Source organism: Gloeocapsa sp. PCC 7428, assembly GCF_000317555.1.
GTDB lineage: Bacteria > Cyanobacteriota > Cyanobacteriia > Cyanobacteriales > Chroococcidiopsidaceae > Chroogloeocystis.
On the sequence record NC_019746.1, the window covers coordinates 117,801 to 134,282 of the forward strand.

Annotated in this window: 14 protein-coding genes and 4 pseudogenes; 15 read left to right on the forward strand and 3 right to left on the reverse strand. The window is 46.3% G+C overall.

What is annotated here, in order from left to right:
• Positions 1–63 precede the first annotated feature (63 nt).
• From GLO7428_RS24415 to pstA, 12 genes and pseudogenes are all read left to right on the forward strand, one after another.
• Positions 64–654 (forward strand): CAP domain-containing protein, encoded by a 591-nt coding sequence (locus GLO7428_RS24415; RefSeq protein ID WP_015191247.1) that lies wholly within the window; start codon positions 64–66, stop codon positions 652–654.
• 9 nt (positions 655–663) lie between these two features.
• Complete coding sequence (locus GLO7428_RS24420; RefSeq protein ID WP_015191248.1) at positions 664–2,562, forward strand: PatA/PatG family cyanobactin maturation protease; 1,899 nt, start codon at positions 664–666, stop codon at positions 2,560–2,562.
• A 709-nt stretch (positions 2,563–3,271) separates the two neighbouring features.
• On the forward strand, positions 3,272–4,552 hold the full coding sequence (locus GLO7428_RS24430) for a glycosyltransferase (RefSeq protein WP_015191250.1): 1,281 nt from the start codon (positions 3,272–3,274) through the stop codon (positions 4,550–4,552).
• A 178-nt stretch (positions 4,553–4,730) separates the two neighbouring features.
• Positions 4,731–5,696, forward strand: a complete 966-nt coding sequence (locus GLO7428_RS24435; RefSeq protein ID WP_015191251.1) for an SGNH/GDSL hydrolase family protein — start codon at positions 4,731–4,733, stop codon at positions 5,694–5,696.
• 118 nt (positions 5,697–5,814) lie between these two features.
• Positions 5,815–6,693 (forward strand): bile acid:sodium symporter family protein, encoded by an 879-nt coding sequence (locus tag GLO7428_RS24440; protein WP_015191252.1) that lies wholly within the window; start codon positions 5,815–5,817, stop codon positions 6,691–6,693.
• Between the two features lie 60 nt (positions 6,694–6,753).
• Entirely contained in the window at positions 6,754–7,140 is a 387-nt protein-coding gene (locus GLO7428_RS24445; protein WP_015191253.1) for a nuclear transport factor 2 family protein, read from the forward strand.
• A gap of 322 nt (positions 7,141–7,462) precedes the next feature.
• Positions 7,463–7,621 carry a hypothetical protein gene (locus GLO7428_RS28095; RefSeq protein ID WP_155824110.1) on the forward strand — a complete coding sequence of 53 codons (159 nt, stop codon included), beginning with the start codon at positions 7,463–7,465 and terminating at the stop codon, positions 7,619–7,621.
• 135 nt (positions 7,622–7,756) lie between these two features.
• On the forward strand, positions 7,757–7,897 hold the full coding sequence (locus GLO7428_RS28100; protein WP_155824112.1) for a hypothetical protein: 141 nt from the start codon (positions 7,757–7,759) through the stop codon (positions 7,895–7,897).
• A 97-nt stretch (positions 7,898–7,994) separates the two neighbouring features.
• Positions 7,995–8,777: pseudogene (locus GLO7428_RS27530) on the forward strand (IS5 family transposase).
• 389 nt (positions 8,778–9,166) lie between these two features.
• Positions 9,167–10,255 carry a PstS family phosphate ABC transporter substrate-binding protein gene (locus GLO7428_RS24460; protein WP_015191254.1) on the forward strand — a complete coding sequence of 363 codons (1,089 nt, stop codon included), beginning with the start codon at positions 9,167–9,169 and terminating at the stop codon, positions 10,253–10,255.
• A gap of 67 nt (positions 10,256–10,322) precedes the next feature.
• Positions 10,323–11,261 carry a phosphate ABC transporter permease subunit PstC gene (gene pstC / locus GLO7428_RS24465; RefSeq protein WP_015191255.1) on the forward strand — a complete coding sequence of 313 codons (939 nt, stop codon included), beginning with the start codon at positions 10,323–10,325 and terminating at the stop codon, positions 11,259–11,261.
• The gene (gene pstA / locus GLO7428_RS24470) at positions 11,258–12,199 is read left to right on the forward strand and encodes a phosphate ABC transporter permease PstA (protein ID WP_015191256.1); all 942 of its coding nucleotides are present in this window, start codon (positions 11,258–11,260) and stop codon (positions 12,197–12,199) included. Before pstC ends, pstA begins: the two co-directional genes overlap by 4 nt.
• 215 nt (positions 12,200–12,414) lie before the next feature.
• Here pstA and GLO7428_RS27535 read toward each other — a convergent pair.
• Positions 12,415–12,612, reverse strand: a pseudogene (locus tag GLO7428_RS27535) (DDE-type integrase/transposase/recombinase); the annotation flags it as partial.
• Positions 12,613–13,027: 415 nt separating this feature from the next.
• On the opposite strand from GLO7428_RS27535, the pseudogene GLO7428_RS24475 reads away from it, so the two are divergent.
• Positions 13,028–13,453 (forward strand): annotated as a pseudogene (locus GLO7428_RS24475) (recombinase family protein); the annotation flags it as partial.
• Positions 13,454–13,823: 370 nt separating this feature from the next.
• Positions 13,824–14,492 (forward strand): glutathione S-transferase, encoded by a 669-nt coding sequence (locus tag GLO7428_RS24480; protein ID WP_015191258.1) that lies wholly within the window; start codon positions 13,824–13,826, stop codon positions 14,490–14,492.
• A 747-nt stretch (positions 14,493–15,239) separates the two neighbouring features.
• On the opposite strand, the gene GLO7428_RS24490 is transcribed toward GLO7428_RS24480, so the two are convergent.
• Together GLO7428_RS24490 and GLO7428_RS24495 are read right to left on the reverse strand one after the other, a co-directional pair.
• Positions 15,240–15,443 (reverse strand): hypothetical protein, encoded by a 204-nt coding sequence (locus GLO7428_RS24490; protein ID WP_041919530.1) that lies wholly within the window; start codon positions 15,441–15,443, stop codon positions 15,240–15,242.
• 139 nt (positions 15,444–15,582) lie between these two features.
• Entirely contained in the window at positions 15,583–15,783 is a 201-nt protein-coding gene (locus tag GLO7428_RS24495) for a hypothetical protein (protein WP_015191259.1), read from the reverse strand.
• A gap of 61 nt (positions 15,784–15,844) precedes the next feature.
• Here GLO7428_RS24495 and GLO7428_RS29845 point away from each other — a divergent pair.
• Positions 15,845–16,097, forward strand: a pseudogene (locus GLO7428_RS29845) (hypothetical protein); the annotation flags it as partial.
• Positions 16,098–16,482 lie beyond the last annotated feature (385 nt).

Below are 16,482 nucleotides of genomic sequence, written 5' to 3' on the forward strand. Positions count from 1 at the left end.
AGGAGCAAAGCAACGCATAACTTCAATGCTGATGAAACCTTGAACTTAATGGAGAAAACTATCATGACATTCACAACAAGCGATCAACAATACACTGTTCAGCCAGGAGATTTTCTATCTGCGATCGCTCAACGATTTTACGGTGATGGCAGCGAAGCCGGGTGGCGTAAAATTTACGATGCCAACAGAGATGTCATTGGTCCCGACCCCGCTAAAATTGAGCCTGGGATGGTGCTAACGATTCCAGGAGTGGATTCTGCGCCGCAGCCTTCCAACGGAGGCGGAGGGGATATTGCCCAGAGAGTGCTTGAACTCTCGAATGCTGAGCGTAGCCGAGTGGGTGCGCCACCTCTCAGTCTGCATCCGCAATTGATGGCGGCGGCTCAACAGCATACTGATCTCATGGCGCAGCGCAACGAAATGACCCACCAATTCCCAGGACAGCCAGAACTGGGCGATCGCATTTCACAAGCAGGCTATCGGTGGAGTCGCGTGGCAGAGAATCTTACTCGGCGATCCTCACCGGAGGAAGCAGTGTCCTCTTGGATGGACTCGCCGCCACATCGGGAAAATCTGCTCAATCCCGAACTTCAGCATCTTGGTGTGGGATTTGCCAATGGTTTCTGGACTCAGAAGTTTGCAAGACCCGCATAAGGACAAGATGTGAGCAGTTTAACTAGAAACCGATCGAACATTTCTAGTTCAGCGATCGCAATCCAACCAATTCATGCCCTCTCTGGATTGCGATCGCTTTACTCTGAAACCTTTGGTGATCCTCAAATTTGCATCGCTGTTCTAGATAGTTCTGTTGACCAATCTCATCCGTGCTTTGAAGGCGCAAATCTCACTCAGCTTCAAACGCTAGTTTCGGGTTTTGCCAAGTCTGGATCGGTTGCACAACACGGAACGCATATTGCCAGTATTATTTTTGGACAACCGAATAGTTCCGTTCCTGGAATTGCTCCCGGTTGTCGAGGCTTGACTGTTCCTGTTTTTGCAGATGGGCAAGAAGGATTAGTCCCTTGTTCACAACTTGATCTCGCCCGCGCCATTACCCAAGCTGTGGAGCAAGGAGCCAATGTTATTAATATTAGCGGCGGTCAATTGACACAATCGGGTGAACCTGATCCCTTCCTCACAAACGCCATTCAATTGTGTCGAGAGAACAATGTTTTGATTGTTGCGGCAACTGGAAACGATGGATGCGCTTGTCTACATTTTCCTGCCGCGATCGCATCTGTCCTTGCTGTCGGAGCAATGAATGCTCAATCGCAACCAATGAGGTTTAGTAATTGGGGCGAAGCTTATCAAACAAACGGGATTCTCGCTCCCGGTGAAAACATTTTAGGTGCAGTTCCGGGCGGTGGGACTGCGGCTAAAACGGGGACAAGCTTTGCGGCTCCCATCGTATCGGGCATTGCGGCGCTGTTGCTAAGTATTCAACTGCAACGAGGGGAAAAGCCCGATCCCCATGCTATCCGGGATGCCATTCTCCAAAGTGCCTTACCTTGCGACCCCGCGAAGAGTTCAGATAGTCGTCGCTGCCTAGTTGGAAAGCTCAATATTTCTGGAGCTTACGCCCTCATTACTAAAGGAAAAATCAAACAAATGTCACACGAGAAACTAGAGAACGTCATGATGCAACCGAGTGAAACTGACAACACGATCGCACAACTACAACCGAGTGAGATGCTAATGGTGACTGGCAACGAAACGAATACTGCTGTGACTCCTTCTGAATGCGCTACTTGTGGTGGAAAGAGTGAAGCGAGTGAAGGGAGTGAAGCGAAACAAGCTCCACAAATTCCACTAGCGTATGCTCTAGGAGAACTGGGAACTGATTTCGGGACTCAAGCCCGTCAAGATTCGTTTATGCAAGCCATCCCAGCAGGTATGAATCTGCTCGATTATCTGGATCAAAACCCTTGGGAGGCGCAATCGCTGATTTGGACTCTGAACCTGGATGCCACGCCGATCTACGCGATCATGCCGATGGGTGCGTATGCCAATGTTGTTTATGAGCGGCTGCGTGCCTTCCTCCGCGACGAAAATATCGAGCGAGTTTCGATTCCAGGATATATGAGGGGCAGTATGAAGCTGCTTTCGGGTCAAACGGTTCCGATCATCGTCCCAGATGTGCGAGGGATCTATGGATGGTCGGTTGCAGCGTTAATTGAGAATTTAATACAAGCTAATCCAGCAGGACCCTCAGAAGAAGACTATCGCAACAAGATTCGAGAATATCTAGAGCGGATCTATTATGAATTCCGCAATCTCGGAGTGACTCCCCAAGAGCGGGCGCTAAACTTCTCTGCAACCAACGCTTTCCAGATTGCAGACGTGATGTCTACAGGCACGGCTAATGATATTGGGCTGGACACTATTACGGTGGAGAAGAGTCCAATCTGTCGCCCGGATTCCGATTGCTATGACGTGAAACTGCAATTTTTTAACCTACAGGATAGCCGTAGAGCCGGAAAAGTCTACCGATTCACAGTTGATGTTAGCGATGTGATTCCTGTCTCTATTGGTAGAGTCCGTTCTTGGTCTGTCGCCAGCTAATTCAATGCCAAAAGAGGAACCGTCATGAACTATCTCACACGAGCCAAATACTTCCCGTGAATCCGCAGGATGTGTTTGGCTAACGCTCAAAACCACGAATCAAACCTGAAAAAATTAGGAGAAGTAATGATGAAACTTCCAGTTCAAGCAGCACCTGTTCAAAGAGGTGGCAGCACTGCTAGGTACACTACGAGTAGTGGAATCAAGCCCAGCGAAAATCTGTGTTCGTGCCACGGAGTATGGTTCCAGTGTGTTATCAACTGGAATCGCTGTCCACAGGGTTATCACCCAACCTGTGACGGAAATGGATTTAATTGTTTTTGTAGATGCTGTCCCGACTCAGGACAAGGTCCTTGTATGGGACCATACGCATAGAAAGAACTGCATGGTTCAAAAATTTGGGGATTAGGGTAACACTTTTAGTGCGATCGCCCTTTGACGGGGTTCTGCTTTACACCCCGTTAAGGTAGCCTCTAATTCTCCTGTGAATGCCCCAATGAGGTTAGCTAGTGTAATCTTCAGGCTGAGTCAGTCTGGAAGAAGACACTACTAAAGCTGTGAGGGATGAATTTGTCCTGCTATTACCTCACAGTGCGATCGCGACTCTTGCAGGATGCGTTAACGTGCATTTCATTGCACCAGCCCTATCATTCAATTCGGTGGGTTATGCACTTCGCTAACCCACCCTACATTTGAGGTTGATGTTAATATGGTTCACTTTGGCATTCTCTGTCCTGCTGCGAGTGGTCATCTCAATCCGATGACAGCCTTGGGATACGAACTGCGTCAGCGAGGGCATCAGGTCACGGTGGTCGGGCTTCTCGATGCAAAATCGAAAGCGTTGGCAGCAGGATTAGACTTTCGGGCGATCGGGGAAGTCGCTTTTCCATTGGGGGCAATTCCAAAGGGGGTTGCTAAACTGGGTCAACTAGAAGGGTTGGCTGCCTTTCGCTATACTGTCGAGTTTTTTAAGCAAGTCACGCTGACGCTGCTACAAGAGGCTCCTGCTGCGCTGCAAAGTGCAGGTGTGAAAGCCCTACTGATCGATCAGACTTCATTTGGAGGTTCCACTGTCGCTGAGTTTCTGGATCTTCCATTTATCAGTGTGTGCTGTGCCCTGATGCTGAATCGAGACCCCAATGTTCCGCCTTTCAATACTGCCTGGAACTATCATGCGGCTGGATGGGCACGCCTCCGCAATCAACTGGGTCACGAGTTGATGAGTCGAATTGCCCGCCCGATTGTCAACGAAGTCGTTGCCTATCGACAACGCTGGAATCTACCCGCTTATTGCCACCCCAATGATGCCTTCTCTCACCTGGCGCAACTCTGTCAACAGCCTGCTGAATTTGAGTTTCCGAGGCAGCACTTACCCGCCTGCTTTCACTTCACGGGCCCCTATTCCAATCCAGCGAGTCGGGAACCATCATCCTTTCCCTTTGAGCAGTTGACCGGAAAACCCCTCATCTATGCCTCTCTTGGCACGGTACAAAACCAGTTGCTCGGAACGTTTCAGGTGATTGCAGAAGCCTGTGATGGACTGGATGCTCAGTTAGTCATTGCGCTAGGGGGTGGGAGTAAACCAGAGTCACTTCCAGCGCTTCCAGGATCTCCGTTAGTGGTCGAGTATGCTCCTCAATTAGAACTGTTACAGCGGGCGACGCTAACCATTACTCACGCGGGCATGAATACCACGTTGGAATCTCTGGCAAACGGGGTGCCAATGGTGGCGATTCCGATCGCGAATGACCAACCAGGGGTTGCAGCTCGGATTGCCTGGACGGGAACCGGGGAAGTAGTGCCGCTAAAGCGATTAAGCTCATCTAAGCTGCGGAGTGCAATCCAGCGAGTCTTGAGCGAGGAGACTTATCGAGAGAACGCGCTCAGAATGCAAGTGGCGATTCGACAAGCTGGAGGAATCAAGAGGGCGATCGACATTGTTGAGCAGGTTGTGGCAACCGGAAAGCCAGTGCGCTCACGACTCTCATAGAGTGCGTCAACGCGCGTAAAATGCACCCTTCTATTATCGAACTCAGTAGTAAATATTAATGTTTCTGTGTGCAAAAAGAGCTATCGATCGAACCGTCTATTGCACCAGAATTTCCCTCAAGAGTTTATGCAGAGGTCCTTCAATAGGGCAGTACTCTATCATGTCTCAGGAGTAACTCATGCTTAACAGTTTTCAAACCATCAATCCTTATCTTGATCCGGATGTCAATACTGCATCTGAGAATTCTCAGATTGATGCATTTCTGAATTACTTCCAATCGAATGAGCAACATAAACGCTATCGTTCGTTTACTCAGCTTTTTGTATTTGGCGATAGTCTCTCGGATGCCAGCAATACCTTCATGCTTACGAAAAAGGAGCTTCGACAGGGGCTGCCTCCTACACCACTTTACTTGTCAGGACGGTTCTCCAATGGTCCCGTTTGGGTTGAATATCTTGCCCACTTTCTCGAACTGCCGAGCCATTGCCATATCAACTTCGCAGCTTCAGGCGCAACAACGGGCGATGCAAATACCTTTCCTATCCAGTCCTGCGGTTTGCCAGGATTGAAACAACAACTGGATGCATTCATCACGTCACTTAACGGTGAATCAGCCGATCGAGAAGCGCTCTACATTCTTTGGGCTGGCGCAAACGACTACCTGGGCAACAATGTGACCAATCCAACGATTCTGATCGCAAACCTCATGAATGCAGTCAAACTACTTCTCACTATCGGTGCCCAACAGATCATGGTCGTGAACTTGCCTGACTTAGGAAATCTGCCAAAATTCCGCAAGAATAGCCGGATATCCGCTACGCTCAATGCTTTGACGACTGCTCATAACGCTGCGTTAGCAGGAGCGATCGAAGCATTGTGTCAGGAGATTTCTTCTGATACTGCGGATATCATTCTTTTTGATGTAAATTCTCTGGTTAAACAGATCTTTACTCAACCGAGAAAATTTGGTTTTACAAATGTTCTGGATGCTGAGATGATTAGCGTAGCCAAGTTCGAGGGCTATACTGAGCGATTCTTGTTCTGGGATGTGATTCATCCAACAACATTCACACACTTAACGTTTGCAAAAACAGCTACGTCTTTATTGATACCAAAGATGACTCTAGTTCAACAACCACGGTGATAGAACAATGAATCTCAAACATTATGCGATCGCGCTCTTTGTTTTAGCCCAAACAGGTTTTATCGCTCATGCGAGCGTAAACGAGTTAAATTCTTTCTAGTCGTCAGTTTCTACTTCAATGCAAAGCAATTTTTTCACCGAGATTCTACTGCCGCTAGCGCTGGCAATTGTCATGCTAGGAATGGGGCTAAGTCTAGTTCCCAAAGATTTTCAGCGCATTACCCGTGACCCCATAGCCGTTGCAGTGGGAACGATGTGTCAAATGTTGCTATTGCCGCTGATTGGCGTGCTGATTACGCTCATTGTTCCGATGCAAAGTGCGATCGCGGTTGGTTTAATTGTCCTTGCCGTTTGTCCCGGTGGTCCTTCCTCCAATCTTATGACCTATCTGGCAAAAGGTGATGTTGCGCTCTCAGTCACGCTGACAGCACTCAGCAGCATCATCACCGTGTTTACGATTCCCATTTTTACCAATCTGGCACTCCAGCATTTCTTAGATCAAAGCGCTGCAATCTCACTGCCAATCGGAAAAACAATGCTGCAAATTTTTCTAATTACATTGTTGCCAATCGCGATCGGAATGCTCATTCGCCACCAGTTTCCCAACCCAGCGAGGCGCATTGAAAAACAGATGAATCGCCTTGCAGCAGGGTTACTCGCATTGATTATTGCGCTGTTGCTGATCCGTGAAGGCAGCAAGCTTCCGGGCTTCATTGTTCAAGTTGGAATTGGTGTATTGCTGCTTAATCTACTTGCAATCCTGTCAGGTTTGCTAGCTGGAAAGCTGTTCCGGCTACCGACAAAGCAACAGATTTGTATTGCGATCGAGGTTGGCATTCAAAATGGAACGTTAGCGATCGCAATCACTGCTGGTTTACTCAATAATCTTGATATGGCTGTACCTGCTGCTGTTTATAGCTTGCTGATGTACGTAACTGGCTTTGGAGCTATTCTTTACGGCAGAAGAGTAAGCAGTAGTGTGTCTACCTTGAAATAGAAGGATTACCGTGATTGAGAACGGCTTATACCTGTCGAATAGCGATGAAGGAGAATTTCAATGTCACCTGAGTTAATCCAGAAACTTGTTAAGTCCTACTTTTCCAGTCTTCAAATGATGGATGCAGCCGGATGGGCAGAAAACTTTACGGAAGATGCGGTTATCTATGATCCGGTTGGCAATCCACCTAGTAAAGCGCGTGAGAATGCTCAAGCCTTCTTTGGACTGCTTTCAATGGCGTTTGAGAAGTTAGAACTCTCTCAAGACAATGTTTTTATTGCAGGCAATGGGGCAGCAGTGAAATGGACAATGCGAGGGTTGGGCAAGAGCGGAAAGCAGGGAATTACTGAAGGAATCAGTGTGTTTGAAATACATGAGTCTAGAAAGATTCAGCAAGTATCTTCCTACTGGGATGATGCAGCAATGATGGCTCAAATTAAGGGCTAAAAACAGTAGACCTGCTTTGAGAATAGATTTTCATCCATGAGTGTAAGCGCGATTCGATCAGGTCGTCTTCTGCACTATTCCTGATGCAACCTCGATTATCCTCTGAGCATTGAGCCGTTGAACTACAAACTTAGCCTTGACCAAATGCTGGCAACGAAAGGTTTAAGCAGTTGTACCTAACAAGTGACGAAAGTGAACGAAGGTCATTCTACTTCGTTCAGTCTAGATTGAGACATTCTTCAGATGTTTCTCTCCCATTGAATCTCTACGGATGGAGATAATTTAGCTGAAGCCATTCCTGCTTTTCTGGTGCTCTTTGATTATGCCGCTGACGTTTTCGGTTACGGATGGTATGGCAGTGGGTTTTATTGCGGATGCCGCGATTAAGATGACTCAAGGCAAGCAACAACCCGTGTCGAAATCGAGCTTGACGCTTGCGGGAATTGCAGTAGCTTACTTTCTGCTGACCGTGCAATCTTAAATCTTAGAAGGTTGGTTACAGTTTATGCTTCAAAAAGTGGTCATTATTGGAGCGGGCCCAGCTGAACTGCTACTTGCCCATTATTTATTGCGTTAGGGCAAGTATCGCGTAGAGATTTGTGAGCGACGGGCTGATATGCATTTGGTCGATGCCTCGCAAGATCGCACGTTTCCCATCTCGCTTCAGGAACGAGGCAGGACACTCCGCGTGATTGCGGGCTTAGAGGAGGCGATCGCTGCTGCGAGTGTGTTCTGCAACGGCACAAAGATTTGGTAGTCCTGAATAAGTAAGAGGTCATTTATAAAGAAAAGTTGAAACTGGCGAGGGTTGAGGCAATAGGTTCTGACGATGACATGTTAGTAAGCTTAAAGCGATGCCTATGACCAGAAAAGCCTATAAAAGTGACCTGAGCGATGAAGAATGGAGAATCATTGAGCAGTTAATTCCACCTCCTAAATCGGGGGGACATCCGCGTACAGTAGACATGCGTGAGGTCGTCAATGCCATCTTTTATTTGCTACGAACTGGTTGTTCATGGGAGATGCTTCCTAATGACTTGCCTCGTTACTCAACAGTTTATTATTTTCGACGCTGGCAAAAGCATGGGGTTTGGGAACAGATAAATCAAGTATTGCGTGAACAAGTACGGATGAAGCAAGGTAAGTCTCATCAAGCTACTGCGGCAATTATTGATAGCCAGTCCGTAAAAACGACGGAAAAAAAGGGAAGTATCCGGTTTCGACGGCGGCAAGCTAGTTAAAGGTCGCAAACGCCATATCGTCGTAGATACACAAGGACTACTCATGGGTGTGGTAGTGACCGAAGCTAATGCTTCAGAACGATTAGGGGCAATAATAGTATTGTCACAAGAGTGTTATAACTCCAAGGCTTTAGAGCTAATTTGGGTAGATTCTGGATACAAGGGAGAAAATTTTGCACAAGCTGTGATGGTAGTGTGCGGTGCACAAGTAGAAGTAGTCAAGCAGATTACAGATGGGTTTGAAGTGTTACCCAGAAGATGGGTGGTTGAACGTACATTTGGCTGGTTGAACTGGTATCGTCGATTGAGTAAGGATTATGAACTGGGAGAGAGGTGAGTGAGTCTATGATCTATGCTGCTATGGTGCGGTTGATGCTGAGACGATTAGCTGCTTAATTTTTACTTTATAAATTAGCTCTAACAGACATCTGTTGAAGCGTAATTTTGTAGTAACTTCATAACTTTGCCATACGTTCGTCAAAAGTATTTGAAATGATACAGATGAGCGATTTTTTCAGGGTTCTGTTAGTTTAGTCAATGATCGCTCTGATGTCTTTTTGAGGTTTATTGATGACGCTCGAAGAGATTCAAAATAGAGACTACAAATGTAGATTTCTTGTTGACTAAAAAAGGTTAACTGCGGTTTTTACTACTTAAAATTTAATTCTTCTAGGTGAATGATTGAACAATCGATTACGTGAGTAATGTTCAATCTAGGATCGCAAAGCTAAATTCCAAATTGTGTTACTTTCGTTGACCCTTCTACTCAATTCACTCGGAGGATTATGCTGTTCAAACGAGTCAGACGGCTCAAGCGACCTAAGTCACTGGTGTTCTTTATTATCGTGGCGATTACTGTGATGGGTATCAAAGCCTGTGCGCCTGCTCAATCTCCAGCGAACCAAGCGGCTGCTGAGTCTCCTGCAACCGAAGCAACTGTCACAGATTTGACGGGAGATGTGGTCACAGATGGTTCCAGCACTGTATTCCCTATTGCTGAAGCAATGGCGGAAGAATTTCAAAAAGCAAATCCCAATGTTCGGGTGACGGTGGGAACGTCTGGAACTGGCGGTGGCTTTGAGAAGTTTTGTGCTGGAGAGACGGCAATTTCTAATGCATCACGACCAATCGAAGCTGATGAAAAGGAACTTTGTCGCACCGGAGGCGTAGAATTTATTGAACTGCCGATTGCCTTTGATGCGCTGACGGTTGTAGTTCATCCAGAAAATACCTGGGCAAGAGAACTGACAACGGCTGAATTAAGAACAATGTGGGAACCTGCGGCGCAAGGTGAAATCACTAATTGGAATCAAATCCGTTCTGATTTTCCTGATGCTCCGTTAGCTTTGTTCGGACCCGGAACGGATTCTGGTACATTTGATTACTTCACGGAAGCCATTAACGGTGAGGAAGGAGCCAGTCGAGGTGATTTTACCGCTAGTGAAGATGACAACGTATTAGTTCAGGGTGTTGCCGGAAACAGAAATGCTTTGGGTTACTTCGGGCTGGCTTACTATGAGGCTAATCAGGATCGATTGGAGCGGGTTGCGATCGACGATGGTAATGCTGACAACGGGTCAGGATTTGTTTCACCCAGTCCAGAAACCGTACTGGATGGCACCTATCAACCGCTGTCCCGTCCACTGTTCATCTATGTCAATAGCCAAATGCTCGATCGCCCAGAGGTCAAAGCATTTGTCGATTTTTATCTCGATCCTGCCCATAGAAACCTGGTGAATGAGTCGGGTTACATTGCCATGTCTGATCCGGTTTATGACCTGGTTTTGGCACGATTGAACAATCGCACAACTGGTTCTTTGTTTGAAGGAGCCACAGTGGGTGTAAACATTCAAGACGTGTTGGCGAAGCAGTAGTAGCACATCAACCAATCCCTGGTTTCTTTGAGGAGCTGGGGATTGTTTACTTCTACGGCAAATCTATATGAATCATCCTACATGGACAACGCACTCGTCCGATGCCACGTGGCAAGCTAACCGCAAACTCGATCGCTGGACAGGGCAGTTAATTAAGCTGGTCTGTGGGCTATGCACTCTAGTATCTATCATTACGACGATCGGCATTGTGGCAACCTTGATTTTTGAAACCATAGAGTTTTTCCGCCAAGTGTCACTGTGGCAATTTCTCACAGATACTCAGTGGACTCCATTGTTTACCAACGCCCGATTTGGAATTTTTGTCCTGATCAGTGCAACGGTCATGACCTCCACGATCGCTCTGTGTGTTGCCTTGCCAATCGGTTTATTATCTGCCATTTGTCTCAGCGAGTATGCTTCTCCTGAACTGCGTCGCTGGCTCAAACCAGCATTGGAAGTTCTAGCAGGAGTTCCCTCAGTGGTGTACGGTTACTTCGCCCTGTTGTTCGTCACCCCTTTGCTCCAGCAGTTCATACCTGGGCTGGAAGCATTCAATGCCCTGAGTGCTGGACTGGTGATGGGAATTGCTGTTACGCCGTTAGTCGCATCTTTAAGTGAAGATGCCATTTATGCAGTGCCCCAAAGTTTGCGGCAAGGAGCCTATGCGCTGGGTGCCACAAAGCGAGAAACGATCGTCAAAATTGTTTTACCTGCTGCCCTTTCGGGAATAGTCGCAGCCTCCATTCTGGCTATCTCACGGGCGATTGGTGAAACCATGATTGTGACGCTCGCGGCTGGGCAGAATCCGCGCTTGACCCTCGATCCGCGCGTACCTGTGGCAACCATGACGGCATTCATCGCGCAAGTGAGTTTAGGCGATACGCCCGTTACCTCCCTGGCTTACAAAACCATGTTTGCCGTTGGCATGACTCTGTTTTTGATGACTCTGACGCTCAACATTGTTAGCTTCTGGTTTGTTCGTCGTTTTCGGATGATTTACGAATGACTCCTATCGATACACAATCTTTGTCCTCCGACGCTACCCCGTTGCGAACAAAGTTTGCTTCATCTCGAGCAATTCGCTATGGATTGGATTGGGCGTTTACAATCGTCACTTGGACAGCAACATTGGTCGCGCTGGCTGTGCTAGCAACGCTGCTAATAGATATCGCGATGGATGGTATTCCGCGAATTAATTGGGACTTTCTCACCAGCTTTCCGTCTCGCCGCCCTGAACAAGCTGGAATTTTGTCTGCCTTGGCTGGGAGCCTGTGGCTTCTGGGAGTGGTGATTTGTATTGGCTTTCCGGTTGGTGTAGGGGCCGGGATTTTTCTGGAGGAATTTGCCGATTGCTCCTGGCTCACCAAAGTCCTGGAAATTAACATCAGCAATTTGGCGGGTGTGCCGTCGATCATCTACGGGTTACTCGGTTTGCAGATGTTTGTTCGGGTGCTGCAACCAATCACGGGTGGACGGACGGTGCTGGCAGGTGGCTTAACGCTATCGCTCCTTGTATTGCCGATTATTATCGTGGCAACCCGTGAATCCTTGCGTGCCGTTCCCAGCAGTGTACGGGAAGGTGGTTACGCTCTGGGTGCAACCTGTTGGCAAGTCGTATGGGAGCTGGTGCTGCCCCAAGCTTTTCCTGGAATTCTCACTGGCACAATTCTGGCACTTTCACGAGCAATCGGTGAAACTGCCTCTCTGATTACGATCGGTGCGCTCACCTTTATTGCGTTTCTGCCACCCCTCTCGCTGGAAGGATTACGCACCCCGTTCACCGCATTGCCAATTCAAACCTTCAATTGGGTGTCTCGCCCACAAACTGCCTTTCACACGAATGCGGCAGCAGCGATCGTCGTGTTAATGGTTGTATTGCTGTTAATGAACGCTATAGCCATTTACCTGCGAGACAGACTTCGACGTAATCAATCACCCGTCTGATAGAGCGAAGATTGATATAATCACTTAAACTTCATTTATTTCCTACTTCTCTTAGCCCTACTTCTCCTAGATCCATGAGTGTCCTACTTGTTGAAGATGAACCTGGCATGGCGCAACTGATTTGCCAGGGTTTAGAACGAAACCAGCTATGCGGTGGATGTGGTTGTGTCGCAAAAACGATTTGAGAACAGAAAATTCTTCTCAATTCCTGTTTGTTATTGTGCAGTTCCAAAAAGTTGAGATACTAACTCTATTGATGCTCGTACATCGCCTTTTTTAAGGTGTTGAACCTGACCTTTGCGGATCATGTTCATTGCCTCAAATCCTCTCAAGGTTCGTCGAACGCTGTTGAACGAACCAAATCCCATTCCCAGTTGTGTTAATCGCTTGATGAAACAATGGTCTTGCTCGACTCGCTTGAGTGTTTGGTAGTCCTAAATAAGTAAGGGTAGAAGGGGAAATAGTTGTAGCGGCTTGAAATCATAATCGCTCCGGCTCGAAATCAACACTTATTTCCGGATCAGATTAACCGATACTGAAAGGACGCTTCGGCTCAGATTAAATGAAACTGGGCGCACATTATCTGTGAATGGGCTTGAAATCATCTGCCCTGGCTTACATTACTTGAAAATAGCTGAGACTCTCACTAGGGCAGGGAAAGAAGACAGCTAAGTCAAAAAGAGTTAAGAAAACGACCGTTTTGTTTACCTTTTTACCCCTGCTCTCAAACAACAGAAAAATCGGTATCGTTTGGTTAAAAAACTCATAAATTTTATCAAAGGCAGAATATACTCCAAGGTAATCGAGTTTCTTGACCCTTTACCAGTGATGCTGATTGGTTACGCTCGCATTTCAACGGACGATCTGCATCTGCAAAGAGATGCATTGCAGCAAGCAGAGTGTACGAAGATCTACGAGGATCGGGTAAGCGGTGCAAAAGCGGAGCGACCTGGATTTAGCCGACTACTTGAGGTGGCGCGGTTGGGAGACGTAGTTGTTGTCTGGCGACTAGATCGGCTAGGTAGATCGCTCAAGGATTTGATTCAAACGGTAGAGGTTCTTGAGAATCGAGGGATAGAGCTTCATAGCCTCCAGGAAGCGATCGCTACTAGCTCCAGTGGTGGCAAACTTATCTTTCATTTATTCGGGGCGTTGGCAGAGTTTGAGCGTCAGCTGATTCAAGAGCGTACGCAAGCTGGTCTTGTGGTGGCACGAGCACGGGGACGCCTGGGTAGGAGACCTAAGGCTCTCGAGGAATAAAGCAGGAACTAACCACCTCAATGCGTTTATTTGATTTTTGCTCATTTCCTCACCCGTGAATGATATGAGAGAGCATAGGTTACAGAGACTTATCAAGGTTGTTATGAAATTGACCTTCCTAGCGCTTTAATCGTCAAAATTTAAACTGCTAGTGCATCTATTACTACTTAGCGCTAAGATGCGATCGCCGCAAACAAATCATTAGATATACGGTAGTGTTTGACAAGATTGGCACCTGTTTTAGTCTAGACAAGCCCCGCGTTAAATTAGTAGAACTTACTGCGCCTACCCATATGTAAGTATTTTGCAAAGCACATGAACTTTTTATCATGCTGTGCCCAATAGAGTGCCGAAGAATAACACTATGATTGTCGTTCACCACTTAAATAACTCCCGCTCCCAGCGCATACTCTGGTTGCTAGAAGAACTCGAACTAAATTATGAAATCAAGCGCTACGAGCGCAAACCAAAAACAATGCTTGCACCAGAATCGCTGCGTGAGGTACATCCATTAGGTAAGTCTCCAGTAATTACCGATGAAGCACTAACTTTGGCAGAATCTGGGGCTATTATTGAGTATCTAGTTGAGCGTTATGGTAAGGGACGATTTGTGCCACCACCAGGCACAGCAGAACGGTTACGGTATACCTACTGGTTACACTATGCTGAAGGCTCTGCAATGCCGCTACTCTTATTAAAATTAGTGTTTGACCGGATTGAGCAGCAAGCGCCTTTTTTTGTCAAACCGATGGCGCAGTTGATTGCAAATCAAACAAAAAGTTCTTTCATAGAACCCCGAATTAAACAACATCTTAATTATTTAGAAGCAGAACTTGGAAAAAGCCTGTGGTTTGCAGGTGAGGAATTTACCGCAGCCGATGTTCAAATGAGCTTTCCTATCGAGGTAGCGGTTAGTCGAGCAGGCTTAGACGCAAGTTATCCTAAGTTAATCGACTTTCTGGAACGCATTCACGCACGTCCAGCATACCAACGCGCTTTAGAACGAGGCGGCACTTATGAGCTACTGAGTTGAATGCTCGAATTGTGCGATCGCGTAGCGTGCCGTAGGTAATCGCTTTTACAAAAACATAAAAAACTTTCAATTTTGGTTGAATTTGTCTAACAACACGCATGCAAATGACAAAACACCGCGTGATCGCGCGATAAGTTTACTTATTGTTTTAGGAATTTCATATAATGTTAAAACTAAGAAACGCTATTGGAACCATATCAACTCAATCTATCTTCAGGAACCTCAATTTCTACCCGTAGCAGACAACCAAAAACTTTGAGGATGGATGCTCAAACCCTAGTGCAATGGAGGACACGAATCGCTGCATATCAGCAACGAGCAAGAGAAAACAAATTAGTGCAGCAGATTAAGCTATTTGACCTAACTCCGTCACATCCTGACGCAAACCAAACAGACCCATTTAGTCTAAGCCTGCGTCAGATATCGTTCTATTAGTTGTCAGCGAATACTTCAAAAGAGGCGTGTATTTATTTTGTGATAGATAACGCTGCCCAACTAGTTCTTTATATTGGCGAAACGTGTCGCTCAAATTTGCGTTGGAAGGGAACCCATGACTGCAAGCGCTACATCGAGAACTATCAAAGTTTACACAGTACGAACTAAAAACAGCAGTAAGCATCGCCTTTTGTTGGAATGTATCAATAAAAAATAAACCTCGACAGTAGCTATAACAAGCATTGATCCAAAAATGGCGATCGCTTTTCAATAAGGAGAACTGGATTATTTGCGGTGCATCATTCGTTTAAGTCAAGGAGTATCATCAACTTGTAACTGGCGATGCTTATACTCTTGATATCGTTTGTCCTTACTCTCCCAATACTTATCTACCGTTGTTTTAGCTGCAACAGCCTGTTCGTATTCTTCACCCTGTGCTAGCAACGGCTCTCTTACCTTCTGCCGCAATTCAGATACAACCTGATCGTTAATTCTGCGCTGCGAGTCTGCGATCAATTGAGTATCGGTGCAGGATACAAACCATCATTCAAATACACGCCGTTAAGTATTTCTGCTAAGTTATACCCTCGTAGTTCTGGTATCCAGCAGTAAATAAACCTTAGCTCAGAATCTTTTTCTTGCAAATTCTTATGTGCTAGTAGTGTTTGGAATATGTTCTCAGTTGAAGTAGACTTTCCACAAGCTGCTGTTCGACTAACTGATCTATTAGCAAAGTATAAGTGCGATCGAGTTGTTCAGTTGGATGAGAAATAGTACTCACGCATTCGGGCAAGAGTGTTTGGTAGTGTTCGCGCAGTTTAATGAGGCTATGAATACATTGTTTGTTTTGAAGCATTTTTCACTCTTGAGTGTTGAGTGTCGCTAGCATAATATCTACAGCAGTGTAATTCTCACCTATGCCATCGAAGAGAGTTCATGTTCGAGAATACACCGCCAGAGCACACGATCGGGTGATTCATACGCGCGTCTACAAGTTCATCTGCAAGCAGTGTAACAAAGATGTTGAGCGCGAAACTTATGGGCCGCGTCCCCTGTACTGCGTTCACGAAGTGTCGCATGATTGCGAATCGCTGCCGACCTAGTATGACTCGCACTGAGGCGATCAATAAGAGGAAGAAACCTAGACCAGTCCTTGTTAAGCAGCAAAAACACCGTAGCGTTAGCTTTAGTACTACTATTTACCGCTATAGTAAAACCAACTTTGCTTCCCTACAACTAAGTATAAATTTAAGCAAAATTACTAGAGTTAACCAGCCTATCAAAAAGTTAGTAGAAAAGCCTAAGAAGCCTGTTTTACAAACTTCACAAGCAACAAAAGTTGAAGTTGAGACTGACAATTTAGAGTTTGAGCAGCTGCACTCTATATTTCAAGAAAGGCTAAAATCTTTAATAGAAGTTTCAGTATATGCAGTGGCTAGAGTATTACCAAACTATTAAATGAGTTCAGTGACAGATAGGAGAGAAATTGTGCTTCGATAGATGCGCGATTCCCACTCCCAAGTTTCACTTTAGTCTAGTCCTCAAGAAATTACAT